The organism is Rhodoferax sp. RT4P68, from assembly GCF_056521305.1.
The window spans coordinates 120,894-145,488 of record NZ_JBWMBB010000008.1; the positions used below are offsets into that span (position 1 = coordinate 120,894).

General features: G+C 64.1%; 26 protein-coding genes and 1 pseudogene. 16 read left to right on the plus strand and 11 right to left on the minus strand.

Going from position 1 to position 24,595, the window contains the following annotated elements; translation table 11 throughout:
* Window positions 1-138: 138 nt before the first annotated feature.
* The 9 genes from epsF to AC099J_RS18165 all read left to right on the plus strand — a co-directional run bounded on the left by epsF (window position 139) and on the right by AC099J_RS18165 (window position 10,556).
* Entirely contained in the window at window positions 139-1,554 is a 1,416-nt protein-coding gene (epsF, locus tag AC099J_RS18125) for a chain length determinant protein EpsF (protein WP_479616679.1), read from the plus strand.
* 23 nt (window positions 1,555-1,577) lie between these two features.
* A complete protein-coding gene (locus tag AC099J_RS18130) occupies window positions 1,578-2,516 on the plus strand; it encodes a polysaccharide biosynthesis tyrosine autokinase (RefSeq protein ID WP_479616680.1) in 939 nt (312 codons plus the stop codon).
* Window positions 2,506-3,558: a glycosyltransferase family 2 protein gene (locus AC099J_RS18135; protein WP_479616681.1), complete on the plus strand. Its 1,053-nt coding sequence runs from the start codon at window positions 2,506-2,508 to the stop codon at window positions 3,556-3,558. The genes AC099J_RS18130 and AC099J_RS18135 overlap by 11 nt, the downstream gene beginning before the upstream one ends.
* Before the next feature lie 21 nt (window positions 3,559-3,579).
* Window positions 3,580-4,749: a glycosyltransferase gene (locus AC099J_RS18140; protein WP_479616682.1), complete on the plus strand. Its 1,170-nt coding sequence runs from the start codon at window positions 3,580-3,582 to the stop codon at window positions 4,747-4,749.
* A 43-nt stretch (window positions 4,750-4,792) separates the two neighbouring features.
* Window positions 4,793-6,124: a hypothetical protein gene (locus AC099J_RS18145; RefSeq protein ID WP_479616683.1), complete on the plus strand. Its 1,332-nt coding sequence runs from the start codon at window positions 4,793-4,795 to the stop codon at window positions 6,122-6,124.
* Entirely contained in the window at window positions 6,117-7,232 is a 1,116-nt protein-coding gene (locus AC099J_RS18150; RefSeq protein WP_479616684.1) for a glycosyltransferase family 2 protein, read from the plus strand. The genes AC099J_RS18145 and AC099J_RS18150 overlap by 8 nt, the downstream gene beginning before the upstream one ends.
* On the plus strand, window positions 7,229-8,281 hold the full coding sequence (locus tag AC099J_RS18155) for a glycosyltransferase family 2 protein (RefSeq protein ID WP_479616685.1): 1,053 nt from the start codon (window positions 7,229-7,231) through the stop codon (window positions 8,279-8,281). The genes AC099J_RS18150 and AC099J_RS18155 overlap by 4 nt, the downstream gene beginning before the upstream one ends.
* Window positions 8,282-8,440: 159 nt before the next feature.
* A complete protein-coding gene (locus tag AC099J_RS18160) occupies window positions 8,441-9,607 on the plus strand; it encodes an acyltransferase family protein (RefSeq protein WP_479616686.1) in 1,167 nt (388 codons plus the stop codon).
* 22 nt (window positions 9,608-9,629) lie between these two features.
* The gene (locus AC099J_RS18165; RefSeq protein WP_479616687.1) at window positions 9,630-10,556 is read left to right on the plus strand and encodes a glycoside hydrolase family 16 protein; all 927 of its coding nucleotides are present in this window, start codon (window positions 9,630-9,632) and stop codon (window positions 10,554-10,556) included.
* Window positions 10,557-10,599: 43 nt separating this feature from the next.
* Here AC099J_RS18165 and epsE read toward each other — a convergent pair whose 3' ends face one another.
* From epsE to AC099J_RS18195, 6 genes are all read right to left on the minus strand, one after another.
* Window positions 10,600-11,454: a polysaccharide export protein EpsE gene (gene epsE, locus AC099J_RS18170; RefSeq protein WP_479616688.1), complete on the minus strand. Its 855-nt coding sequence runs from the start codon at window positions 11,452-11,454 to the stop codon at window positions 10,600-10,602.
* Between the two features lie 28 nt (window positions 11,455-11,482).
* Window positions 11,483-12,697, minus strand: a complete 1,215-nt coding sequence (gene epsL, locus AC099J_RS18175; protein ID WP_479616689.1) for an XrtB/PEP-CTERM-associated polysaccharide biosynthesis outer membrane protein EpsL — start codon at window positions 12,695-12,697, stop codon at window positions 11,483-11,485.
* A gap of 4 nt (window positions 12,698-12,701) precedes the next feature.
* The gene (locus AC099J_RS18180) at window positions 12,702-13,229 is read right to left on the minus strand and encodes a cyclic nucleotide-binding domain-containing protein (RefSeq protein ID WP_479616690.1); all 528 of its coding nucleotides are present in this window, start codon (window positions 13,227-13,229) and stop codon (window positions 12,702-12,704) included.
* A 167-nt stretch (window positions 13,230-13,396) separates the two neighbouring features.
* Entirely contained in the window at window positions 13,397-14,755 is a 1,359-nt protein-coding gene (locus AC099J_RS18185; RefSeq protein WP_479616691.1) for an undecaprenyl-phosphate glucose phosphotransferase, read from the minus strand.
* A gap of 55 nt (window positions 14,756-14,810) precedes the next feature.
* The gene (gene epsA / locus AC099J_RS18190) at window positions 14,811-15,623 is read right to left on the minus strand and encodes an XrtB/PEP-CTERM-associated transcriptional regulator EpsA (RefSeq protein WP_479616692.1); all 813 of its coding nucleotides are present in this window, start codon (window positions 15,621-15,623) and stop codon (window positions 14,811-14,813) included.
* A gap of 267 nt (window positions 15,624-15,890) precedes the next feature.
* Complete coding sequence (locus tag AC099J_RS18195; RefSeq protein ID WP_479616693.1) at window positions 15,891-16,373, minus strand: arsenate reductase/protein-tyrosine-phosphatase family protein; 483 nt, start codon at window positions 16,371-16,373, stop codon at window positions 15,891-15,893.
* Window positions 16,374-16,412: 39 nt separating this feature from the next.
* Between AC099J_RS18195 and AC099J_RS18200 the strand changes: the two are divergent.
* Window positions 16,413-16,713: pseudogene (locus AC099J_RS18200) on the plus strand (inorganic phosphate transporter); the annotation flags it as partial.
* A gap of 3 nt (window positions 16,714-16,716) precedes the next feature.
* On the opposite strand, the gene AC099J_RS18205 reads toward AC099J_RS18200, so the two are convergent.
* Together AC099J_RS18205 and AC099J_RS18210 are read right to left on the minus strand one after the other, a co-directional pair.
* On the minus strand, window positions 16,717-17,172 hold the full coding sequence (locus tag AC099J_RS18205; RefSeq protein WP_479616694.1) for an NINE protein: 456 nt from the start codon (window positions 17,170-17,172) through the stop codon (window positions 16,717-16,719).
* Between the two features lie 5 nt (window positions 17,173-17,177).
* Window positions 17,178-17,711 carry an N-acetyltransferase family protein gene (locus tag AC099J_RS18210; RefSeq protein WP_479616695.1) on the minus strand — a complete coding sequence of 178 codons (534 nt, stop codon included), beginning with the start codon at window positions 17,709-17,711 and terminating at the stop codon, window positions 17,178-17,180.
* A gap of 150 nt (window positions 17,712-17,861) precedes the next feature.
* Between AC099J_RS18210 and rpsP the strand changes: the two genes are divergently transcribed.
* The 6 genes from rpsP to AC099J_RS18240 all read left to right on the plus strand — a co-directional run bounded on the left by rpsP (window position 17,862) and on the right by AC099J_RS18240 (window position 21,852).
* The gene (rpsP, locus tag AC099J_RS18215) at window positions 17,862-18,131 is read left to right on the plus strand and encodes a 30S ribosomal protein S16 (RefSeq protein WP_479616696.1); all 270 of its coding nucleotides are present in this window, start codon (window positions 17,862-17,864) and stop codon (window positions 18,129-18,131) included.
* A gap of 16 nt (window positions 18,132-18,147) precedes the next feature.
* On the plus strand, window positions 18,148-18,726 hold the full coding sequence (gene rimM, locus AC099J_RS18220; RefSeq protein ID WP_479616697.1) for a ribosome maturation factor RimM: 579 nt from the start codon (window positions 18,148-18,150) through the stop codon (window positions 18,724-18,726).
* A gap of 11 nt (window positions 18,727-18,737) precedes the next feature.
* Window positions 18,738-19,499 (plus strand): tRNA (guanosine(37)-N1)-methyltransferase TrmD, encoded by a 762-nt coding sequence (gene trmD, locus AC099J_RS18225; protein ID WP_479616698.1) that lies wholly within the window; start codon window positions 18,738-18,740, stop codon window positions 19,497-19,499.
* Between the two features lie 133 nt (window positions 19,500-19,632).
* Complete coding sequence (gene rplS, locus AC099J_RS18230; protein WP_479616699.1) at window positions 19,633-20,025, plus strand: 50S ribosomal protein L19; 393 nt, start codon at window positions 19,633-19,635, stop codon at window positions 20,023-20,025.
* A gap of 200 nt (window positions 20,026-20,225) precedes the next feature.
* Window positions 20,226-20,819 carry a CoA pyrophosphatase gene (locus AC099J_RS18235; protein WP_479616700.1) on the plus strand — a complete coding sequence of 198 codons (594 nt, stop codon included), beginning with the start codon at window positions 20,226-20,228 and terminating at the stop codon, window positions 20,817-20,819.
* A 46-nt stretch (window positions 20,820-20,865) separates the two neighbouring features.
* Entirely contained in the window at window positions 20,866-21,852 is a 987-nt protein-coding gene (locus AC099J_RS18240; RefSeq protein ID WP_479616701.1) for a CobD/CbiB family protein, read from the plus strand.
* A gap of 34 nt (window positions 21,853-21,886) precedes the next feature.
* On the opposite strand, the gene rsgA is transcribed toward AC099J_RS18240, so the two are convergent.
* From rsgA to AC099J_RS18255, 3 genes are all read right to left on the minus strand, one after another.
* Window positions 21,887-22,798 (minus strand): ribosome small subunit-dependent GTPase A, encoded by a 912-nt coding sequence (gene rsgA / locus AC099J_RS18245; RefSeq protein ID WP_479616843.1) that lies wholly within the window; start codon window positions 22,796-22,798, stop codon window positions 21,887-21,889.
* A 124-nt stretch (window positions 22,799-22,922) separates the two neighbouring features.
* Window positions 22,923-23,255, minus strand: coding sequence for a 4a-hydroxytetrahydrobiopterin dehydratase (locus AC099J_RS18250; protein WP_479616702.1), 333 nt, complete (start codon window positions 23,253-23,255; stop codon window positions 22,923-22,925).
* Between the two features lie 29 nt (window positions 23,256-23,284).
* Window positions 23,285-24,595, minus strand: coding sequence for a M48 family metallopeptidase (locus AC099J_RS18255; RefSeq protein WP_479616703.1), 1,311 nt, complete (start codon window positions 24,593-24,595; stop codon window positions 23,285-23,287).

The window sequence follows — 24,595 nt, forward strand, 5'->3', positions numbered from 1 at the left end:
GCGGCCCGAGGGCCAATGACCAAAGTGTCTGGGAATTTGTGCACTGCAGCAATAGTCCGAAAGCACTAATTCGGTGCTGTGGTGTGTCGGCACAATAGTCACTCGGTGGACGTGCGTCCACGCTATGGAGCTAGCCACATGAGCTTGGCCGATTTCTACATCTCGTTACGCGCCCGCTGGCGCATCGCTCTTCTGGTTTTTCTGGCTGTCGTCGCCGTTGCGGCAGTCTTCACCTTCACACGCAAATCGCAATACACGGCCGTCGGGTCCATCGTGCTGGACGTCAAAACACCGGACCCGATTGCCGGGATGGTGTTGCCCGGCATGACATCCAGCGGCTATATGGCCACGCAGATCAACGTGGTGCAGAGTGAGCGGGTGGCATTGCGTGCCATCGAGACCCTGGGCCTGGCCCAGGACGAGCAGCGCAAAGCCGCATGGCTTGAGGCGACCGAGGGCGTCGGCAGCTTCCAATCGTGGCTGGCCGGCTCGCTGCTCAACCGGCTGGAAGTCATCCCCACGCGGGATTCGAACGTGTTGAGCGTGTCATTCACGTCGCCGGACCCTGAGTTCGCCGCGCGCGTGACCAATGCCTGGATCAAGGCCTTCGTCGACACGACATTGGAGCTGCGAGTGGAGCCGGCCAAGCTGTACAACAACTTTTTCGACGAGCGCAGCAAGCAGCTGCGCGAAGAGCTGGAGAAGGCGCAGTCGCGGCTGTCGGCGTACCAGCGAGAGAAGGGCATCGTCTCCACGGACGAGCGCCTGGACGTCGAGAGTCTGCGGCTGACCGAGCTGTCGTCGCAGCTGGTGCAGCTGCAGGCCGTTGCCAACGAGTCCGGCGGCCGCCAGCGGCAGTCCGCAACCAACGCTGCGCGCATGCAGGAGGTGTTCAACAGTCCGCTGTTGGTCTCCATGACGACCGAGCTGTCGCGCGCGGAGACGCTGCTGAACGAACGACGGGAAAAGCTGGGCCAGAACCACCCGGAAATGGCCGAGCTGCAGGGCAAGATCAGACAGTTGCGCTCGGGCATCGACGCCGAGACGCGGCGCATGGCGAGCAGCCTGCGCATCAGCAATGACATCAACCAGACCCGGCTGGCGCAGACGCAGGCGGCCATCGACGAGCAGCGCGCCAAGCTGCTGCGCCTGAAGGGGCTGCGTGACGAATCCGCCGTGCTGGAGCGTGATGTCGAGAACGCACGGCGCTCCTACGATCTCGCGCTGACGCGGCTGGCCCAGACTTCGGTGGAAAGTCAGAGCACGCAGACGAACGTGTCGGTCTTGCGGGAAGCCTCGACGCCGCCCTATCCGTCGTCGCCGCGGACTCGGCTCAATCTCACCATTGCCATGCTGGTTGGCGCGCTTCTGGCTGCGGCCGCCGCAGTGGCACGCGAAATGATGGACCGCCGCCTGCGGACCGATCAGGACGTGGTGGATGGTCTGGGCCTGCCGCTGCTGGGCGTGTTGCCGAACAAGGCGCTGGGCACCGGCGAGCAATCGTCGCGCCGGCTGCGCCTGACCTTGTCGCCGGCAAGGCCGAGGATTACATGAAACCAGAAGGCGAACCAGACCGCATGAATCTTCCGCAACCCGGGTCGCGCTCCTTGAATGTGCTGGGTGAGCCCACGTTGGCAGCGCCTGGGGGATTGCCTGGCGCTGATGCCCATGCGACGGTCGTCGGCCGCTCCATCGGTGATTTGATTCGTCAGGCGCGCGGCCTGACATCGGCACAGATCGAGCAGATCGTGCAGTACCAGCGCGAACACCGCCTGCCGTTTGGCGAGGCGGCTGTGGCGCTGAAGCTGGCTTCGCGGGACGATGTTCTGTGGGCGTTGTCGCAGCAATTCCACTACCCTTACGCGACGGCGGGTGATTTGCCGGCGCTCAATGAAGAGTTGATCACCGCGATCGACCCGTTCAGCGATGAGTCCGAGCTGTTTCGCGACGTGCGTAGCCAGTTGCTCATGGGCGTCTTCGCTGCAGATCAGCCACGGCGGGCGCTGGCGGTGCTGAGCCCCAACGTGGGAGACGGCAAGAGCTTTTTCACCGCCAACATTGCGATTGCGTTCAGCCAGATGGGCGGGCGCACGCTGCTGGTGGATGCCGACATGCGCACACCGCGGCAGCACGAGCTGTTTGGCGTCAAGGCCACTGCCGGGCTCAGCAGCATCTTGGCGGGGCGTGCCGAAGCCGATGTGATCCATGAAGTCGCGGCTTTGCCTGGGTTGTTCCTGCTGCCTGTCGGCACCGTGCCGCCGAATCCGCTGGAACTGGTCCAGCGGCCGACGTTCACGCTGCTGATGCAGGAGATCTGCAGCAAGTTCGACTACGTGATCGTCGACACGCCCGCGGCCAGCCACGGCGCCGATGCACGGGTGCTCGCGTCCAAGTGTGGTGCGGCGTTGGTGATCGGCCGGCGCGACGCCACGCGCATGGACGGCATCCAGAGCCTGGTCCAACAGATCAACAAGACCCACGCGCGGTTCGCCGGGGTGATCATCAATGAGCATTGAGGCGGCCGGCGCGGGTGCCGGTGGCGTGCTGCTGGTGATTCCGACGCTGAACGAGGCGCACGGCATCGCCGCCGTCATCGATTCCCTGGCCGTGGACCTGCCGACGCAGTTGCCGGTGGTGTTCGTGGTCGCCGATGGCGGCAGCACCGACGCCACGGTGTCGATCGTCGAGAAGATGCAGGCCACTCGCCCGTGGTTGCGCGTGCTTGCCAACCCCAAGCGCATCCAGAGCGCTGCGGTGAATCTGGCGGTGCAGCAGTTCGGCCAAGGCTTGCAGGTGCTGGTTCGCTGCGACGCGCATGCGAGCTACCCGCCCGGCTTTGTGCGCAAGCTGTTGGCGACGCTGGACAGTACGGGTGCAGACGCCGTGGTGGTGCCGATGGATTCTTCCGGCGACACGTGCTTCCAGCGCGCGGTGGCCTGGGTGTCAGATTCGGTGGTCGGCTCCGGTGGGTCTGCGCATCGCGGCGGGCGCCGCAGCGGCTTCGTCGACCATGGCCACCATGCGGCGTTCCGCATGGCGTCGTTTCGGCGCGCCGGTGGCTACGACGAGAGCTTCACGCACAACGAGGACGCCGAGCTCGATTGCCGCCAGCGCCGCCTCGGCAGCCAGGTCTATCTGGACGCCGAGATCCGCCTGGCCTACCAGCCCAGGGCGACGGCGAGCGGCCTGGCGCGCCAGTATTTCAACTACGGGCGAGGGCGCTCCCGCACGGTACGACGTCATCCCGGCTCGATGCGATTGCGCCAGCTGGCGTTGCCGGTTCACCTCGTGCTGTCGGTGCTGTCGGTGGTGCTTGCGCTGGCCTTTGCGTCGGCGGGGTTGTTGGCGTGGCCCGTGATGTACCTGGCCGTTCTGGCGCTCGCCTCGTGCCAGATCGCCTGGCAGCGGCGGTCGCTATGCGGCCTGTTGGCGGGGCCGGCGGCCGCGGTGATGCATTTGGCCTGGGCTTGGGGTTTTCTCGTGGGCTGGGTCTCGATCCGCGAGACACCCTGGGATGCCGAAGGCGCGGTGGCGCTGGGCGCCGGTCGTGGGGGGTAGGCCATGCCACAGCACACGCCATTGACGGCATTGCTCATCGATCCCTCCCTGTTCACTGCCCCTTACGACGCGGCGTTGACCGCCGGCTTGGTGAGCGCGGGTGTCGATGTCATGTGGGCCACGCGGCCCACCCGGCAAGGCGACCGCCAGGAACTACCGATCGAGCGGACCGATCCTTTTTTCTACCGACGCGTCGATGACGCCGGCTGGTTGCCCGGCCGGCTCAAGTCGGTTGCCAAGGGCATCGCGCACCTTGCTGGCCTGGTTACCCTGATGCGCCGCGTGTGGCAGCGCCGGCCTGATGTGGTGCACTTTCAGTGGATCGTGGTGCCGCTGCTGGATGTGCTGGCCATGGCGGTGATCCGCCGCTGGCGCCCGCTGGTGCTGACGGTGCACGACACGGTGCCTTTCAACGGCCAGAAGATGTCCTGGCTGCAGCGCCTGGGCCATGACGGACCGATGCGTTGCGCGCACCGCTTGATCGTGCACACGCGCTCCGGGCGCCAGGCGTTGATCGACCGTGGTGTGCCGGCCGGCAAGATCGCCGTCATCCCGCACGGACCGCTGAGCCTGGCCGTCCCGATGCCCGAGCCGGCCCAACCCCCGGGCGCGGACGGGACATGGACCTTCCTGCTGTTCGGCGAGATCAAGCCCTACAAGGGGTTGGACCTGCTGATCGAGGCGGTTGCGCGTTTGCCGCTAGCGGTGCGCCTGCAGATGCGGGTGGTTGTGGCCGGCCGACCTCGCATGGACATCGCGCCGCTGCTGGCCCGCATTGACGAGTTGGGATTGCAGGCGCAGTTCGACCTGCGGCCGCAGCGGCAGTCCGAAGAAGAAATGGCGCTGTTGTTCGCGCAGACCGATGCTTTCGTTTTTCCTTACCGCCAGATCGATGCCAGCGGGGTCTACTTCCTCGTGAAGTCCTTGGGCAAATGGCTGATTGCGAGCCGCGTCGGCATTTTTGCGGAGGACATCGAGCACGGCGTGCACGGCGCACTCGTCCCGAGCGAAGACGTGGACGCTCTCGCAGCCGCGTTGCACTCTGCAGTCGTGGAGCGACCCCGGCGCGAGCCCCAGACCGTGGCGGACTCCTGGGCGCCGATCGGGGAATCGACCCGGTCGCTGTACCTTGAGGCCATGCGGGCGTTCGACCCGACGGCGCAAGGTCGCGGCCAAGGCGCTGTGGAGTGATGCGGTGACCGTCGCGCGAACCTGGCCATCCAGGGCAGCCCCTGTGGCCGGTGCACCGAATCGACCGACGCACGGCGCGGCCGATGGCGAGCGGAACGTCGTCGCCGAGACGCCGCCGACTGCGCTGAAGTTCGCGTTGCTGGGGGCTCTGCTCGCGTTGACGTTGTTCGACCGGTTCGGCCTGCGGATCAGTTCGAGCTATTCCATCAGCCCCGGCCTGGTCGGCTCTTATGCGCTCGTGGGCGCGATGCTGTGGACGCGCATGGCGTACGTCAATGTCGGGGGCGCCTTGTTGTATGTGGCGATCGTGACGATCGCCAGCGTCAGCCTCGTCGTCAACCTGATGTTCGATCTGCGCGAAGCTGCGTCGATCCCATCGTGGCTGCTGCTGTGCGTGTTGTACGCGCCGTTTGCGATGTGCCTGCGGCCCACGCCCCAGTCCACGGCCATGTGGCACTGGGTGATGCGCTGGTGGATCAACGTGTTCGCGGTCTGCGCGGTGTTCGGCATCCTGCAGTACTTCGCGCAATTCGTGTTCCGCGCGCCCTGGCTGATCGACTTCCGGGAAATGATTCCGGAGATCATCCGCGGCTCGGGCAACTACAACACCTCTAACGCCGTCGGCTCCGCATTCAAGTCCAACGGCTTCTTTCTGCGCGAGGCTTCCGGCTTCTCGTTCTACATGGCGTTCGCGCTGATCTGTGAATGGAGTCTGCAGCGCAGGAAGTGGTTGTTGGCGCTGCTGGGGCTGGGTTTGGCCGTGTCGTATTCCGGGTCGGGCTTGCTGGTGTTGATGGTGGCGGTGCTGGTGCCGTTCGGCTGGAACACGTTTGCCCGGGTGGCGGTGCTGGCGCTGGTGGGCATGCTGGCCTACTTGCTGCTGGGCGATGTGCTGAACCTGAACTACACGGTCGGCCGTGTCCATGAATTCGGCTCGGACCGCAGCAGCGCGTACTGCCGGTTCATCGCCCCGGCGGTGTTGATCGCCAACCAGATCGATTCCAACACCTGGGTGACGCTCGTGGGGCATGGGCCGGGAACGACTCAAAAACTCTCCGGCTCGTGCGAAACCACATTCGGAAAGATGGCGTTCGAATACGGCCTGCTCGGGGCCATGGCGTTCACGGCGCTGATGCTTCACGTGTTCAGCAAACCTTTGATACCGCTGCGCATGCGCGTGGCGCTGGCCGTCTACTGGTACCTGCTTGGCGGCCATCTGCTGGGGCCGGATGCCTTGCTGGCGATTTTCATGTTGTGTGCCATCTGGCCGCCGCGGCCGTTCGGCGAACCCCCGGGTGCCGCGCGGGTGCGTCGGCCCCGCGATTCGGTTGCGGGGCCGCCAGGCACCCGCGCCGCAGGAGAGCTACGTGCTTGAGGTCCACGCGCCCCGGGTGAGCGTCGTCATCACCTGCTACAACTACGAGCGCTACATCGCGCTCTCGGTCGGCAGTGCCTTGGCACAGACCGCGCCGCCAGCGGAAATCGTCGTCGTGAACGACGGGTCGACCGACGGTTCGGCCGAGGTCTTGCGGGGCTTCGGCGACCAGATCACGGTGCTGGACCAGGCCAATGCCGGGCAGATCGCGGCCACCAACCGAGGCTACGCGGCGAGCACGGGCGACATCGTCATGTTCCTGGACGCAGACGATGTGCTGGAGCCGGGCGCCATCGAGGCCGTGCTGCGGGCCTGGACGCCGACGTGCGCCAAGGTGCAGTTCGAGCTGGAGGTCATCAACGGCGCAGGCGAACTGTTGGGCCGGCGCTTTTGCAACTATGTCGAGCCCTACGGGGCGGCCGAGATCCGCGATGAGTTCGCGCGCTTCGGCACCTATGTGTGGCCGGTGCTGACGGGCAACGCCTATGCGCGCTGGTTTCTGCAGCGCGTCATGCCCCTGACGGTCAAGGTCGCCCCCGACGGCGTGCTCAACACCGTCGCGCCGCTGTATGGCGAGGTGCATGTGGTGCCGCAGCCACTGGGCCGCTACCGGCTGCACGACGCGAACCAGAACTACCACGGCACCAGTTCGCGCTCGCTCGGCCCGCGCTTTGCCAAGCAGGTCCAGATCCGCGCTGGCGAGTTGCGCGTCCTGGCGCAGCATGCGCAGGCCTGTGGAGCCCAGTTGCCGGCAGGTCCGCTCATCGACCATGACCTGCCATCTGTCAACTACCGGCTGATGCTGAAGAAGCTGGCTGAACCGTACGAAGGTGATGCCTCGGACAGTGCCGCAAGCCTGTGGCGCGCTGGCATTGCCGTGCTGTCACGACGACCACTGCCATGGCGCCTGAAGCTGGCGCATGTCGGCTGGATGACGGCGCTGTTGCTGAGCCCGCGTTGGCTGGCCAGCAAGCTAATCCTGTTGCGGTTCGAGCGCGCGGCCATCGTGCAGCCGATTCGCCGCCGCATTGCGGCGCTGCGCGGACGCAGCGTCGATGGCGACCCCGTACCTGCGTCCACCGAGACGCGCCGAGAAGGCAAGCCATGAACGAGACCTTGATCTCCGTCGTCATCCCGAACTACAACTACCAGGATTACGTCGGCCCCGCCATCGACAGCGCATTGGCGCTGGACTGGCCCAACGTGGAGGTGATCGTCATCGACGATGGCTCCACCGACAACTCACGCGAGGTGATCGCCCGCTACGGCTCACGCATCAAGACGATCCTGCAGGAGAACTCAGGGCAGTTGGTGGGCTGCAACAAGGGTTTTGCAATGTCGCGCGGCGAGATCGTCATCTTTCTGGATTCGGACGATCTGCTGCACCCCTCATTGGCCAAGGAGCTGATGGCCGTGTGGACGCCGAGGGTGAGCAAAGTGCAGGTGCAGATGCGCACCATCGACGCGCAAGGTGCGCCGACCGGCTCTTACTTTCCGCAGTACCACGTCGTGCCGAGTGCCCAGGACATCCGGGCCTGGAGCACGCAAACCACGGCTTACCCGACGCCACCGGGCTCAGGCAATGCGTACTCGCGCTGGTTCCTGGACAAGATCTTTCCGCTGTACGACACCTGTGGCACGGCCAACGACTCGTATTGCCTGGCGGCGGCCCCTTACCTGGGTGACGTGCTGACGATTCCCAAGCCGCTGTGTGCGTACCGCGTGCATGGCAAGAACCAGGGCGCGTTGTCGACGCTGGACGCACGGCAGTTTGCGCGGCAGATGACGCGCGCGCGGCAACGGCAAGCCTACGCCATGGGGGTTGCCGCCGGCGTGGGCGTGCAGCTTGACGCCAACGCCGTCGACCGCAGTCTCACTTACCTCGGCTACCGGCTCGGTTCGCTGAAATTGGCGCCCGAAGCGCACCCGTTACCCGGCGATTCGACATGGCGCGTACTGAAGGATGTGACCGCTGCATTCGCCGCCCCACAGGGCCTCAGCACCAAGGCGCGTTGGGCGATGTTGCTGTGGGCGTGGGCGGTCGGCGTGTTGCCTGACTCGCTTGGGCGCAAGCTGGTGCTGTGGCGATTTGCGCCTGCGACACGGCCTCAGTCGCTGCGGCGATGGATGACGCGGCTCAAGGTCATCAAGGGCTGAGTGCGTGCGATCCGGCACGCCGGAATTGGACCTGTGCCGGACGTCCACGACTCTCGCACTGGCACGCTTCTTGTACATGGCGTATCGATGCCTCAGGGCGCATTGGACGCAACTCTGCATGTGGGGCCGGCGCCGGCACTGACTCGATGGAGATGAGCGATGAATCAACTAGACAAGCCAAGCGATCCGGATTTTCGAATGTCGAAAAGCCAGGAATTGCTGCTCGATATCGTGCGTGTGTGCATGGCGCAGTTCATCGTGCTGAATCACTTCCTGGGACTCATACATAGCAAGAGTGGCATGGGCCTTGGCGGACTGCGGGTCACCGTATTCTTCATGTTGTCCGGTTTTCTCATATTCGCCACGACGTGGCGGCGCAGAAATTCCGGGTATTGCTTCAAGGATTACATGCTCGACAGGTCGGCGCGGCTGTGGGTATGCCTGATACCGGCGTTGATCTTTTCCGCCTTCGTTGCTGAAATCACGATTCGAATGCCGCAATACCCCGCAGGCAATGCGGTGGGCCCCGTCCAGTTCATTGGAAACCTGATGATGCTGGAGGATTACCCACTGTTCCAGATCCTGAGGCGGCTCGGTATTGATTCTGCGTTTTTCATTCGTCCCTATGCCGCAGCCGAGCCGTACTGGACATTGCCCATCGAGTTTTGGCTCTACGTCGTCTTCGGATTTCTGTTTTTCTTCGTCTTCATGCGCCAGGGGCGCCCCTCGGGCTGGTCGCTGGCCCTGATGGCCGTCGCCCTGCCGGCGGTGCTCTACCACACCGCGACGGGTTATGGCCAATGTCTGGCGCTGGTCTGGGCATTGGGGTGCCTGGGGCCGTGGGCGGTGTCAGCGGACAGGACACTCCAACGCCACCTTGCCATCTCCGACCGGGCGGCACTGGTGTTGGTGGTGGGCTGGACGTTGCTCTGCCTGGCGTTGATCGTGCTGCGGGGGCTGAGTCGTCAGCTCAATTTTTATGAGTTTCAGACCGTGATGTTTCTCGCCGGATTCTTGATGGGGTTGATTTGGCTGACAGGGCGACTGAATATCGACAAAGTGCCAGTCTTTTCCATATTTATTCGTTGGCTCGCTAAGCAATCGTATGCATTGTATTTGACCCACAACGCCGTCCTCACCTTGTATATCACCTACACCGGATATGACTTCAGCGTCAGTGAGGGGCTTTTGCTGATCTTGGGATGTAATGTGGTGGCGATGCCGTTCTATTTTCTATTCGACAGGTATCACAAGAACGTTGCGCGGTGGTTGCGCACGCTGCCGGGCCTGCGCCCGCAGGCGGCCATAGCGTCGCCGCTCCAGTAACCTGTTTTTCCTAGGAGTGTTCATGATCCGATGCCGCATGACGGTTTGTCTTTCCATGCTGGTATCGGTGGGTGTCGTCAGTGCACAGGTGCCGCAGGACCATCATCCTGCGGGGTACAGCCTGGTGTTTGCCGATGAGTTCGAGGGCGATGCGTTGAACCGGCAGCTGTGGTGTACGCGGTACATCTATGCCGGTGGCTCTGCGCCGCAGATTCCCGATCCAGTCTGCCAGGCCGACAAGCGCGGGACGCTTGACCGGTTGAATGACGAGCGTCAACGTTACGTGGACATCAACCGAGAAGGCCGCCGACTGCACGAAGTTGGCGACGGGGCGCTTGCATTGGTGGCGACCAAGACCGGCACCGCAGCCGAGACGCCCTACGAGTCTGCCGTCATCCGAAGCAAACAAACCTTCAAGCCCGACGAGACCCGGTCGCTATACATCACGGCGCGCGTGCGGTTGCCGAAAGTGCGCGGCACCTGGCCGGCGTTTTGGATCAACCCCGGACCGCATGAAGTCACCGGCAAGCTTTCATGGCCGCCCGAGATCGACATCTTCGATTCCCCGCTCAATGAGAAAGAAGATCGCGAGAACATGCTGCACGTCGGCGCTGTGACCAGTTCCACGCCCAAGCAGATTTTGGAATCAGACCCCTTGTTCAACCGTCGCTGGCGCAATTACGTGACGCCGTACAGCTTGCGCGATCGCTGGATTGAAACCGGTGCTGAGTGGACGAACGACAAAGTCTGCTATTTCGTCGATGGCGTTCGCATCATGTGCGAGGCGTATGTCTGGCGGCACCGTGATGGCCGGGAGGCGCCCCCCGGCCACGTGTTGCTCAGTTTTGCCATCGGCGGCTCATGGGCCGGGCGCCACGGGATCGATGACGCCAGCTTCCCGGCGAAATTCTCGATCGACCACGTTCGCGTGTACGAGAAGCGACTGTGAGTGCGCGCGCTCCGCGCGCGATCTCCCACGCCGCTAGCAGGCGTCAGAACAAGCTTTCCCGCACGTAGAGCACGTCGTTGGGCTGCAGCACATCGGCGAACGTCGGCGTCGTCTGCTCGACGGTTCCGGAGGCGGTCGTGCGGTGCAGGCGCAGGCGCGTCTCGCTGCCGCGATTCGTAGGCCCCCCGCCCGCGGCCAGGGCCTGCATCACCGTCATGCCGCGTTCGATGCGGTAAGAGCCGGGCCGCTGCGCTTCCCCGTAGATGTAGAACACCGGCGCACGGGGCACGAAGATCGTGTCGCCACCGGCGACGACAAGGTTGCCGTCACCTGCATTCGGCTGGAAAAGAGCTGGAATGTCGATCAGGCGGCGGAATGGACGGCCATCGCGCACACCTGTCAGCACGACCTGGTCCTCACCAACCGCCGTCGTGCCGCCTGCCATGGCCAACAGATCGGTCACGCGCATGCTGGCGGTGTCCAGCGGGAAGCGGCCGGGCCGGTTGACCTGCCCCAGAACCGAGACCTGGCTGCCGCGAATCTGCACCAGCACGATGTTGACCTGGGGCCGCACCAGGAATCCGCCGGTCCGCAGGGCGTCGGCAATCTTCTTCTCGGCAGCGCTGACGGTCAGCCCGCCCAATTCCACGGTGCCGATCAACGGGTAGGAAATGGTGCCGCTCTCGGCGATGCGTGCCTCGACCGTGAGGTCAGGGCTTTGGAACACCTGCACACGGATGGAGTCGCCAGCGGTGAGGCGGTAGTCCGCATTGCTTTGCGCCTGTGCTTGCGCCGCAAAGGGGAGCAGGGCCAGGCAGGACAGCAGGAACGCGATCACGGCGCGCAGCAAATGCTGGCCGGGCTGGAATCGCTTGGCGCGGGGGTAGGTGAGTGTCATGGTCATCCAGATGGAGGGTGGGGGCGCTTCAGAAGCTGACTTGCGCCGCAAGGCTCGCGCTGTTGTTCTTGTATTGGAAGTTCGAGTAGCTGGAGGAGCGCGTTTCGGTTTGGAGCCAGACGCTGAGCATCATGCTGTCGCGCGGCTGCCAGTTCAGTCCGACGGACGCCGCGCGCGATGTGTCGTGCCGCTCAATGGGAAAAAGGCTGAGCACGCGGCTGCCGTCATAGCTCTGCTCGAATTGGCTGAACCGCAGGCGCAGGCTGGTGTGGGCTGTGGCGCGCCAGACCGGCGTGAGAATGTAGCGGCGGCCCACCCAGTACTTGCTGTAGTCGGTCTGGTAGGACCTGACTTCGCGCGCGACGGTGGCCTCCAGCCCGAGCTTGGCCGTGGGGTTCCAGCGCATGCGCAACTCTCCGATAGGCTCGGAGAAGCCGCCTCGCGCCGGGTCGGATTCCTTGCGTTCCAGGTAGGCCAAACGCGCGCTCAGGCTGGTCTTGCCGCTCACGGCCCACGATGCGCTGAGTTCGTGCTCTGTCTGCACAAAGTCGCCACCTGACACCAGGCCGGTGCCGGCGCCTGGTGCCGCGCTGACGTAGCGGCCCTGGCCGCGGCGCAGCCGGTACGCCACGTTGTTGCCCGAGGGGTAGACGTAGCGCACACCGGCAAACACGCCCTGCGTTCGGCTGTCCCGGTCCTGCAGCAAGGGCTCCTCGTTCGACACGCGGAACTGGTCCAGACCACCCAGCAGGCGGACGGCGGCGCCGAGATCGGCTTCGCCGTCGAAACGCAGCGAGTCGTCTGTCCGGATGTTGCGCTGGGTGGTGTTCAGCACGTCGGAGAAGCTGTTGGACACCTCACGCCGGGTAGCCACCAGAGTGCCGCGCACACGCGGCGTGAACGCCCAGGCCCAGGACGCGTCGTAGTTCAACGCTGTGAAGCTCAGGTAGTCGAAGGTCTGGTAGCGGTAGTTGACCAGCGAGGTGTTGACCCGAAAGCGCTGCAGCGAGTAGGACTTGTCGAGCAGCAGCCCCAGCGTGCCGATGCCGATCAGCTCGGAGCGGGAGCTGCTCCCCTGATACGACGCGCTGTTGCCGTCGGGCAGGCGAAACAGGTTGCTGTCGCGGAACAACTCGTAGCGGGCAAGGACCTTCAACGTGTCGTCGACTTCAGCGCGCGCGGCGGTCATGGGCAGCAACACGGTGGCGACCGTGGCCGTCAAGGACAGGCAAAGGCGCTTCATGCGTTTAGACGAGCGGCCCGAAATTGCTGATTGGCACTTGGCTGGCGCTGTCGCGCCAATGTGCGGTGTTGGCTCGCAAGAGCAGCAGCAGCAGCTTGTTGCCCAATCTGGGGTTGTCCATCAGCAGGTCGTCCAGCGAATCGCGTGTCAGCACGGCGAAGTCGGCCGGTGTGCGCGCCACGCAGCTGGCGTAGCGGCGGTCCCCGTCGACCAGAGACAGCTCACCGACCAGCGCGCCCGGGCCGAGCGTCGCCAGTGCAATCTCGTCCACCGTACCAGCGGACTTGATGATGTCCACGGTACCCGTCAACACGATCAGCATGAAGTTGCCTGCGTCGCCCTCGCGCAGGAGCCACGCACGGCTTGGCACGCCATAGCAATCCAGGTAGATGCACAGCTCGTTGCATTCGGCGCGCGTGAACTGCTTGAAGAAGCGATCCGCGCACACAGCCTCGAAAAAATCGTCCGCGAAGTCCGTCGCGCTGCCGAGGTGCTGCGTTCGCGGGGAGAGCGGTTGGAAGTTGGTGGCCATGTCGTTCTTGCCTGAGCATACGGCAAGCGCGCCTAGGATCTGGTTGCGTTGACGGTGTGTTGTCCTGATGCCCAGACGGGCGGGCGTCGCCAGGAGAGTAGGGCGCCGTGGTAGACGCTGCTTGGGCTTGCGGCAATGTCCGGTGGGTGCTGATCGCCGCGACGCCATCAAAAGGCCCTGCTGTCCTTGAAGACGACACGAACGGTCTTCAAAATGATGTAGAGATCAAGACGCAAAGTCCAGTTGCGCAGGTAGTCAAGGTCGTACTCGATGCGGTGGCGCATCGAGTCCAGGTCATCGCCTCCGCGGTAGCCGTTCACTTGCGCCCAGCCCGTGATGCCGGGCTTGACCTTGTGGCGAATCATGTAGCCGGAAATCAGCTTGCGGTATTGCTCGTTCACCGCGATGGCATGCGGGCGCGGGCCCACCACGCTCATCCGGCCTTGCAGGACGTTGAAGAACTGCGGCAGTTCATCGAGGGAGGTCTTGCGGATGAATGCCCCCAGTCGCGTGACGCGGACATCGTTGCGCGTGACCTGCGTATAGCTCTTCTCTCCATCCTCGGTCACCGTCATGGAGCGGAACTTGTAGACCACGATTTCCTTGCCATCGAGCCCGTAGCGGCGTTGGCGAAAGATCACCGGCCCGGGCGAGCCGAGTTTGATGCCCAGGGCTACCGCCAGCATGATGGGCGAGACGAGCGTCAGGATGACCAGCGCCAAGAGGATGTCCCACAGCCGCTTGACCACGCCGCTGGTGCCGCGGAACGGCGTCTCGCACACGGAGATCACCGGCATGCCGCAGACAGAATCGGTGCGTCCCTGGATCAGATCGGTCACGAACATGTCAGGCACGAAGTAGATCGACGCTGTCGTGTCCTTCAGCGCGTCGAGGATCTGCAAAATGCGCGGCTGCGAGGCCATCGGCAGCGACAGGTAGATGATCTGAACGCCGTTTTGCTTCACATACGCCGGCAGGCCGGCAAGGCGGTCCAGCAGGCTGTAGCCAATCGGTGCGTCCAGCCGATGCAGTTCCCGGTCGTCGAAGAAGCCGGCCACCTCGATGCTGGCGTACGGTGTGTCGCGGATGCGGCGTGCAAGCGCCAACCCCTGCGTGTTCATGCCCACGATGACGGCGCGCTGCGGAGGACCTCGCAAGCTCAGGGCCAGCGGGGCAGCCAGCTTCAACGACCGGTGCGCCACGATCTGAGAGACCGGGGCAATCCAGATCCAGGCCAGCAGTGCGTTCGGCGCGAACTCGCGGATGTAGCCCGTGGCGAAGCCAATGATCAGCAGCAGCGCGGCGATCGCCACCCAGTTGATGACCGTCTGCGCCACGAGCTTGCGCATGGGCGAGTTGAGTTGTGTCGTGCCAGGGAAGGTCATCGCAAACACGATGACCGACAGGATCAGATACGACGGCGGCAAAACACCTTCGAAAAACAGGCCGACGCCCCACAGCGACAGCACCAGCATGCCCGGGTCGATCAGCGACTCCGTCAGTCGCAGTGGATGGTCTCTGCCCAACTTACCGGGGCTTGATTCGTCGGTTGATTTCGGTTCGTGCAACGGAAGCGGAACACTATCCATAAAACATGCTGTCCTTGATTCGGGATACAGCCTGGGCTCTGCTGTAGACGTCTAGCTTCTTGAAGATGCGCTGCAAGTGGTTTTTGACCGTGAACGCGCTGATGTCGAGGATTGTCCCGATTTCTTGGTTGGTCTTGCCCATTTCCACCCACCGCATGATCTCAAGCTCACGATCCGACATGCTCGCATTGAGCATACCGGCCCCGGCGTTCTGGTCTGCCGTGCTCATCTGCCGGCTCGCCAACGCGCGGGGATGCGAGGTGATGTCGGACGAAAGGGCAGAGAGGGGCAGCGGGTGCACTTGACCAAACGCCGTGTCGATGTAGGGCAGAAGAGTGCCCAGTGCCTTGATGGCTGCTTGCTCGTCTGTTCCGGCATCGCACAACAAGGCATAGCAGCAGTACTGGCTGGTGCGCAGATCCCGCAGTGTGTGGACCAGCACGAACCCGGCCTGGGCGTGCAACGCGGGAACAACACCGTTGAGCATGTCGAAATGAAGCACGCAGACCTGGGACGTTGCTGCAGACCAACGGGCGAACAGCTGACGCATGCGTGTCGTCACGGCGCCTGGGTCGGCGGATGCCGTGCGCACGCACTCCACGGAGGAAACGACGTCATAGCGGATCGCGCCTCCGTGCAAATCGCCCCAAGCAGCGATCAGCGCGCGATGGGGGAGCACGCCTTGCATTGCCTCGCCTGTCAGCCATTCAAACAGGCTGCGGTGGGTACGAATCGCACCGGCTTCGGCCATCACGCCAAACAAGCGCTGGCGGTCGTCTTCAAGAAGATCGCTGAAATTTGACATGAAGTCCCTTCCCGTCCGGGTCGGCAGGCGTCCTGTCAGGCATTGCGGCAAGGCTGCCGCGTGGCCACGTCACCATACAACTGCACGCGAGGAGCGACCAGCAATAAACGTCATCGCGCGTGCTTGTTGTCGGTTTTGTAGTTAATTTCACTCTTGTCATAGGACGCAGCAGATGTTAGCCGCTACTCATTGCAAACCGGTTTCTGCTCTGGGCAGACTTGTAACAAGCGTTGTGGGACCAGGACTCCGCGTCGCGCGGGCCCGCTCCTACGGGTCGGTTTTGGCTAGCGCCGGCGGGCTAATTTTGTTGCGCCATGACAACACGGCCTCTGCGATCAGATCCTGGGTCTCGCGGTAGACGCCCTCGTGCTTGAGGTACGGGTCTGCAATCGGGCGGCCGATCCAGTGGCCGAGCAGCTGCACCTTGGTTCCGGCAGAAGGATCGAGCTTCGTCACACGCTGGCCGTGGTGCGGCTCCATGATCAGAATCAGATCGGCCCACCACGTCAGCGTACTGTCGAGTGGACGGGCGCGATGCGCCTGCAGGCAGTGTGTCAGGTCGGCCTCTCGGCGGGTCAGATAGAGCACCGTTTCATCGACTGCTTGTCCGGCCTGGACACGCGTGCCGGCGGACCTGACCTGGGCGACATGGCCCCGCCCATCAGCCGCCAGCTGCCGCCGCAGCAAGGCCTCTGCAAGCGGGCTGCGGCAAATGTTACCTGTGCATACCACGAGGATACGGTTGAACATCGGTGTTAATTCGGCAGGGCATTGGGCCGATAGTGTCGCATCGACATCATCTGGCTGCTGTTGATCGCCACGGGCTATGCCTTTGCCAGTGGCGCACTGCCGTCGGCCTGCCCCTCGTCAGCTGTTGGGTCGCCGTTGCGCTCGGCACGATGTTCGGCGGATAGCGCATCGTCGAGACGGTGGGCCAGGAGATCCCCAAACGCAGGCCGGTCGGGGGCGGCGGTGTGCCGGTGCTGTGCGACAGGCCGTGGCGGGCAACATCCTCTGTGCGTGGATCCTGACCATTCCGGGCAGTGCGGTCGTCGCCGCACTCGCCTACCGAATCAGTCTGAAGGCGTTCAGATCACTGCGAGATCTTGCGCGCTTCCTCGATCTGGTATTCGAAATAGCGTTGAAAGCTGAACGCCAGGCTGGCCAGCAGCACCGAGGTGCCGATCAGCAGGGCTGCCACCACCGCGCCGATCGTGAGCCAGTTGGTGCGGCCAGCGCTCGCATCCACTGCGGCCGGTGGCGTCAGGGCTGCATTCCAGCGTTCCGAGGGTCGCAAACCGTAGACGATCGCAGTTAGTGCGCTGGCGGCGATGCTGCCGCCCAGCAGCGGGATCAGCACCCAACTCAATTGGTCATCGAGCCCGAACTGCTGCACCCGCTCGATGCCGTAGAGCCCCAGCGCGGTGGGCAGGGGGTAGAGCCACCCCCAGGCGTCGCCCCAGCCATGCAGATAAAAGCGGTGGAGCCCCAGTGGCCCGCCCAGCAACGCCAGCCAGGTGGCAGCGGTCTTGTTCTTATCCTTGTGCATCGCGGTCAGCGCGCCTCTTGCACGGGAGGCAAGGCGTCGCCGGCACCGAGCGATTTCTCCATCAGCACGACGTCCAGCCAGCGCCCGAACTTCCACCCGCAAGCTTTGAGCACCCCCACCTGCCCGAAGCCGAGCGCGCGGTGCAAGCCGATGGAGGCTGCGTTGCCCGAATCACCGATCACGGCGATCAGCTTGCGCACACCCTGGCGTTCGGCGCAGTTGGCCAGTTCTGCCAGGAGCAGTCGGCCAAGGCCACGCTCGGCATGGTCAGCGGACAGGTAGATCGAGTCTTCGGCCGAGAACCGGTACGCGGGCCGTGGCTTGAACCAGTTGCAATAGGCAAAGCCGACCACGCGCCCCTGCTGCTCTGCGACCAGATAGGGCAGGCCTTTGCCCAGCACATCCGCCCGGCGGCCGACCATGTCGTCCACGGTGGGCGGTTCGGTCTCGAAGGTGCCGGTGCCGTGGAGCACGTGGTGGGCGTAGATGGCCGTGATGGCGGTGACGTCGGCGTCGATGCTGGGGCGAATGGTGACCATGGAACTGGGTAAAGCTATAATCATGGGCTTTTCAGCGTGTGCTGGCCGGGTGGCCACAGCGCGTGTCTCAACGCTGAACGAGATCGAACCCAAGTTCACGTCGACCCAACCAGGCACTTTTTGCCAGGGTCGACCCCCAGAGGATAAATCATGGTTGTCATCCGGCTTTCTCGCGGCGGTGCAAAAGCACGTCCCTTCTTCAACATCGTCGTGGCCGATAAGCGCACGCGTCGTGATGGCCGCTTCATCGAGCGTATCGGCTTTTACAACCCGATTGCCAAGGCCAACGAAGAAAGCATTCGTCTTGCCCAGGATCGCCTGAGCTACTGGCGTGGCGTGGGCGCACAGGCTTCGCCGACAGTCGAGCGTCTGATTGCGCAAGCCGCTGCCAAGGCCGCTCCCGCTGCTGCCGCAGCCTGATGGCGGGCGCCTGCTGATGCTGCAGGCACTTGATCCGGCGCCCCTGCCGGCCGATGCGATCGAAGTTGCGCGCATCGCTGGTGCCTGGGGCGTCAAAGGCTGGCTCAAGATCCAGTCGTACAGCGCCCAGCCCGAGGCGCTTTTTTCATCCAAGCGTTGGTATCTGCAGCCGCCTGACAAGGGGCCGCAGCCGTTCACCGGCACTTTGCTGCTGCGTGTGCGCGAGGCGCGTGAGCACTCCGGTAGTGTCGTGGCGTCGATCGATGGCATCGACGACAAGGGCACCGCGGATGCGCTGAAGGCTTCGAGACTATTCGTCTCGCGGGCCAGCTTCCCCACAGCCGATCCGGACGAGTACTACTGGGTCGATTTGATCGGACTGGCGGTGGTCAACCGCGAGGGCGTGGCGCTCGGCTCTGTGCGCGAGCTGCTGTCCACCGGGCCGCAGACAGTCCTGGTGCTCCAGGCCAGCGAGAGTGCGGCCGACGGGGCTGCCAAGCTGGTCGAGCGCATGATTCCGTTCGTGTCCGCCTTCGTCGACAACGTCGACGTGCAGGGTCGGCGCATCACCGTGGACTGGCAACCGGACTACTGACGTTGCCGCCCATGCGCTTCGACGTCGTCACCCTGTTCCCTGAGCTGTTCGCGCCCTTTCTTTCGAACGGGGTGACGCGGCGGGCGTTCGAGTCCGGCCAGGTGCAATTGCGATTGTGGAACCCGCGCGACTGGGCCGAGGGCAACTACAAGCGCGTGGACGACCGCGCGTTCGGTGGGGGCCCGGGCATGGTCATGATGGCCGAGCCGCTGGCACGCTGCCTGGACGCCATCGCCGTTGACCGTGGCGAACCCGCTCCCGTGGTGTTGTTCTCGCCCGTGGGGGAGACCTTGCGCCACGATGCCGTCGAACGCTGGTCGGCCAGCGAAGGGGCGACTCTGCTGTGTGGGCGTTATGAAGGCATCGATCAACGCTTGGTAGACCACTACGTGACGCACTGCATCAGCTTGGGCGACTTCGTGCTGTCCGGCGGTGAGATTGCGGCATTGGCGTTGTTGGATGCGGTGGCGCGCTTGCAGCCCGGCGTGCTGAACGACCAGGAAAGCCACCAGTTCGACAGCTTTCACCCCGCGCTTGATGGACTGCTCGACTGCCCGCACTACACGCGCCCTGAAGACTGGCGCGGTGTGCAAGTACCCGATGTGCTGCTTTCGGGTCATCACGGACGCATTGCGCGGTGGAGGCGCGACGCGCAGCTGCGGCTGACGGCCCTCGAGCGCCCGGATCTCGTTGCCTCCGCCAGAGCGGCGGGCCGTCTCGATGCGCTGGATGAGGCCACTTTGCGCGACCTACGGCAAGGGCGCGACGCCTGACCTTCTGTCCGGGCTATAATCGCGGGCTTTTCGATCCTCTGTCTGGCGCCTGCGCAATGTTGCTGCAGGCACTCGCCAAAACCCCTCGTGGCGTCTTTGGCTCCTGGCGTAGACAAGATCGGTCAAGGAAACCATGAACCTCATCCAGACTCTGGAGCAAGAAGAGATTGCTCGCCTCGGGAAGACCATTCCCGCTTTTGCACCCGGCGACACCGTGATCGTCAGCGTCAAGGTGGTCGAAGGCACGCGCAAGCGCGTCCAGGCTTACGAAGGCGTGGTGATTGCCAAGCGCAACCGCGGCCTGAACAGCGCCTTCACCGTGCGCAAGATTTCCAGCGGTGAAGGCGTGGAGCGTACGTTCCAGACCTACAGCCCGCTGATCGCAGGTATCGAAGTCAAGCGCCGTGGCGATGTGCGCCGCGCCAAGCTGTACTACCTGCGCGACCGCAGCGGCAAGTCGGCCCGTATCAAGGAAAAGCTGGTCGCCAAGAGCTCTGCACCCAAGGCTGCTCCCGCCGCTCAGTAAATTTCGACTGACGGCCGCAAGGCACCTGCCGCTACCAGCGATTGCTTGTGGCGGCTTTTTCTTTTGGACTGCCCTTTTCGCATGGACCGCCCGTGTCAGATCTGCCTCTCACACCGCTAACCAAGGTTCCGAACTTCGATGCACGCCACGCGCCCTCTTTGGGCGTGGATGCGCACCTGCCCGCAGTGGTGCAGGCTGCCATGACGGCGGACGCGTTGCGCCAGCGGTTCCGCGCGCCGCCGGTATGGGAGCCCGAGGTGCGCCAGGAGCCGCGCTTCACAGACCGACCCCTGGCGCGCGCCGCAGTGCTGATTCCCATCGTCCTGCATGGCGATCAGCCGACCGTGCTGCTGACTGAGCGGTCGCTGCAACTGGCCAACCACTCGGGGCAGGTGGCATTCCCGGGCGGCCGCATCGATGGCAATGACGCCAGCGCCATCGCGGCAGCGCTGCGTGAAGCGCACGAAGAGGTGGGGCTGGAGGCCGAGTTCGTGGAGGTGATCGGCGAACTGGCCAACTATGTGACGGGCACCGCCTTCGTCGTCACGCCCGTGGTCGCGCTGGTTCGGCCGGGCTTCGCCCTCATCCCCAATCGGCACGAAGTGGCCGATGCTTTTGAAGTGCCGTTGTCGTTTCTGATGGATCCAGCGCATCACCATCGCCACATGCTGGAGTGGCAGGGCGTGCGCCGTGAGTGGTTTTCCATCCCGTTTCGTGAAGGCGGGTCGGAGCGCTTCATCTGGGGGGCGACTGCCGGCATGTTGCGCAATTTTTACCGGTTCCTGGTGGCGTGAAGCCGCCGGCGGAGCGGTCGAAATGCGGCCGCTATGATCGGTTTCCATGACTTTTTTCGCCATCTTCAGCGCGCTGCTGCTGGAACAGGTGCGGCCTTTGGGGCGCGACAACGCGATCCATTCGTGGCTACGCGCCTGGGTGGGCTGGACCAGCAACAACTTCGATGCAGGCAAGCCGCACCATGGATGGGTCACCTGGGTGTTGGCCGTTGTGCTGCCTTCCGCAGTGACGGTGGGTGTGCACTGGCTGCTGGTGTGGGCGTTGGGTTGGCCGGTGGCCGTGCTGTGGAGTGTGGGGGTCCTGTACCTGACACTCGGTTTTCGCCAGTTCAGCCACCATTTCACTGAGATCCGCAATGCCTTGGAAGCTGGTGACGAGATGCAGGCGCGCGATTGCCTGGCCGCCTGGCAACGCGTCGATGCGAGTGAGCTGCCGCGCAGCGAGATCGTCCGGCATGTGATCGAATATTCCGTGCTGGCGGCACACCGCCATGTGTTCGGCGTGCTTGCGTGGTTTTCTGTGCTGGCTGCGTTCGGGTTCGGGCCTGCCGGTGCAGTGTTCTATCGCTTAAGCGAGTTCGCCGCGCGCTATTGGCGCCACAAGCGCCATCTTGCCCAGCAGCCGCCGAGCATGGCCCTGAAGCAGGCGGCCGGCGCTGCCTGGACCGCCATCGATTGGGTGCCTGCGCGTGCGACCGCGCTGGGGTTTGCCATCGTCGGCAGTTTCGAGGACGCCATCGATAGTTGGCGCCACCATGCCCAGCAGTTCCCCAATGACAACGACGGCGTGATCCTGGCGGCCACCTCGGGGGCGGTGAATGTCCGTCTGGGAGGGGAAGCTCTGAAGTCCAAGCCGGTGACCAATGCTGTGCAGGCCTTCGAAGGCGACGTCGAGCAAATCGACTCCATGGCGACCCCAGGCCGCGAGCCTGAATTGGGTCATCTGCGCAGCGTGGTGGGACTGGTGTGGCGCACTGTCGTCATGTGGCTGGGCCTGCTCGCGCTGCTCACGTTGGCGCGGTTGCTGGGCTGACACCACCGCTCGCAGCCGGCTTAACGACACGCGCCTAGTAGCGAGGCGGCTGGCTCAGTTCGGCGAACAGTTCCCGGTAAATCGCATGGCGACGCAGCGTGATGGCGCCATCGCCGCCAGCACCGACGGCCGCCAGCACGCCACAGCCGGGTTCGTGCAGGTGCGTGCAGTTGTAGAAGCGGCAAGCGTCCGTGTGGCGCTGCAGGTCCGGCATCAGCGATGCAAGCTGACGTGGCTCGATCTGCTGCAGGCCGAACTCCTGAAATCCAGGTGAGTCGATCAACGCGGTTTGGCGATGTGGGTCGACCCAATACCACGTCGTGCTCGTGGTGGTGTGCTTGCCTGACTTCAACGCGTGCGAGATCTCCTGTGTCAACGCCGACGCGGCCGGCACCAGGCTGTTGACCAACGTGCTCTTGCCCGCGCCAGATGGGCCCATGACCAGCGTCGCCTTGCGCTCAAGCAGCGGCAGCAGGGCTGCGGCGTGGTCTTGCCTCAGGTTCGCGCCAAGCACCGTGTAGCCCATCTCGCGGTAGGGCAGCAGCCGGTCCCAAGCGCGTGCGAAGGGTTCCTGCAGGTCGCTCTTGTTCAGCACGATCACCGGTGCAATGTGTTCCGATTCGGCGGCGATCAGCACGCGGGCGATCTGGTTCTCCGACATCTCGGGCTCGGCGGCCACCAGAACGAGTACCTGGTCCAGGTTGGCGGCAAACGACTTGGTACGCACCTCGTCTTGCCGGTGCAGCAGATTGCGCCGAGGTTCCACCGCCTCGATCGTGCCCCCGTCCCCCTGGCCAGGCGGCGGCGCCAGCCAGCGCACGCGGTCGCCCACCACGGCCTGGCTCTTCTTGCCACGGGGATGGCAGATGCGTCGGCTGCCGTCCGGGGATTCGACGAGGCAGTGACGGCCATGTGCAGCCACCACAAGGCCCGGCTGCAGCGCCATGGGCGCGGTCACCAGTGTGCTTTCGCGTTGACAAGGCCGGGCGTCTGGCCGTTGGCTGCGGCGCTCACGGGTGAACGCTCACCATTTGCGGCGGGGCGAGCGCCTTTGGACGACTGGGTCGCTTTCATGCGTCAGCCAGCAGTGCGTCAAAACGGGCCGCGCAATCGAAGTCGGTCTCGGAGATGCCGCGTGCGTCGTGGGTACTGAGCGCCACCACGCAGCAGTTGAATTTCACGAGCAGCTCCGGGTGATGGTCCAGTCCATGTGCGATGAACGCCACGGCATTCACGAACGCCATGGTTTCGAAAAAATTGGCAAAGTGGTAGGTCTTCACGATGGCCACGGCATCTCCATCGCCGCGTAGCGTCCAGCCTTCGCGTTGCGCGAGCCGGGTCACGATGTCGGTGGCGCGCAGCGCGTGCCGGGTCGTTTTCGACCAATCTTTGATGTTGAGCATGCTAGGCAAGGCTTTCTCGGGCGCTGCCGTCAGGCCGCTGCCTGCTGCATGCGCGCCAGCCGTTCGGAAGCAGGCGGGTGCGAGTAGTAGAACTTCACGAAGACCGGGTCGGGCGTCAAGGTGCTGGCGTTGTCTTCGTACAGCTTTAGCAACGCGTCCGACAGGTCGGCGCCGCTGGTTTGGCCAACGGCGAATGCATCGGCCTGGAACTCATGCTTGCGTGAGAGTTGAGCCGACAACGGCGCGACAAAGAAGCTAAAGACCGGCACCGCCATCAAAAACAGCAGCAGCGCCAACGCGTCGTTGGGGGCAGGCCGACCGTTTTCGAGCACTGCCAGGTTCGGGCTGGTACCCAGGCCGGTATAAAACCAAGCTTGGCCGGACAGCCAGCCCAGCAGTGCGAAGCCGACCAGGCTCAACGCGAACATGGTCACCATGCGTTGCAGCACGTGCCGGTGCTTGAAGTGGCCCAGTTCGTGCGCCAGCACCGCGTCGACCTGTGCGGGGGACAGCCGGGCGAGCAAGGTGTCGTAGAACACGACGCGTTTGGCGGCGCCGAAGCCTGTGAAGTACGCGTTCGCGTGGGCGCTGCGGCGGCTGCCGTCCATCACGAACAGGCCCTTGGCGGCAAAGCCACAACGCTGCATGAGCTGCGTCACACGGGCTTTCAACACTTCATCGTCCAAAGGCTTGAACTGGTTGAACAGCGGTGCAATGAAGCTCGGGTAGACCATCAACAGCAACAGGTTGAAGCCCATCCAGACGGCCCAAGCCCAAAGCCACCACAGCACGCCCGCCGTGCCCATCAACCACAGGATCAAAGCGGCAATGGGCAGGCCGATCACAGCGCCGACCAGCGTGGACTTCAGCAAATCGGCCGCCCAGAGTTGCCATGTGGTTTGGTTGAATCCAAAGCGCTGCTCAATGACGAAAGTCTGGTAGAGCGACGCCGGAAGCTCCAGAAGAGCGCCGATGGCCACGAATGCAGCGAGCAGCGCAAGTTGTTGCACCATGCCCGCGCCCAACCATTGCAGCAAGCTCTGGTTCAACGCATCCAGTCCGCCCAGCAGGGTCCAGCCCAGTAGCACGGCTGCGCCAACTGCGGTCTCCAGCAGGCCGAACCGGGCACGGGCGATGGTGTAGTCGGCGGCCTTCTGATGCGATGCCAGCGCTATGGTCCCCGCAAATGCAGCTGGTACGTGCGCACGATGCCGGGCCACGTGCCGGATCTGGCGACTAGCGAGCCAGAACTTGACGGCGAGGCTGAGTACCAACGCGAGTGCGAAGACGGCAGTGAGCAGGTCTGCAGGGGACAGGCCATTGAGGGGGGTGGCAGGCAT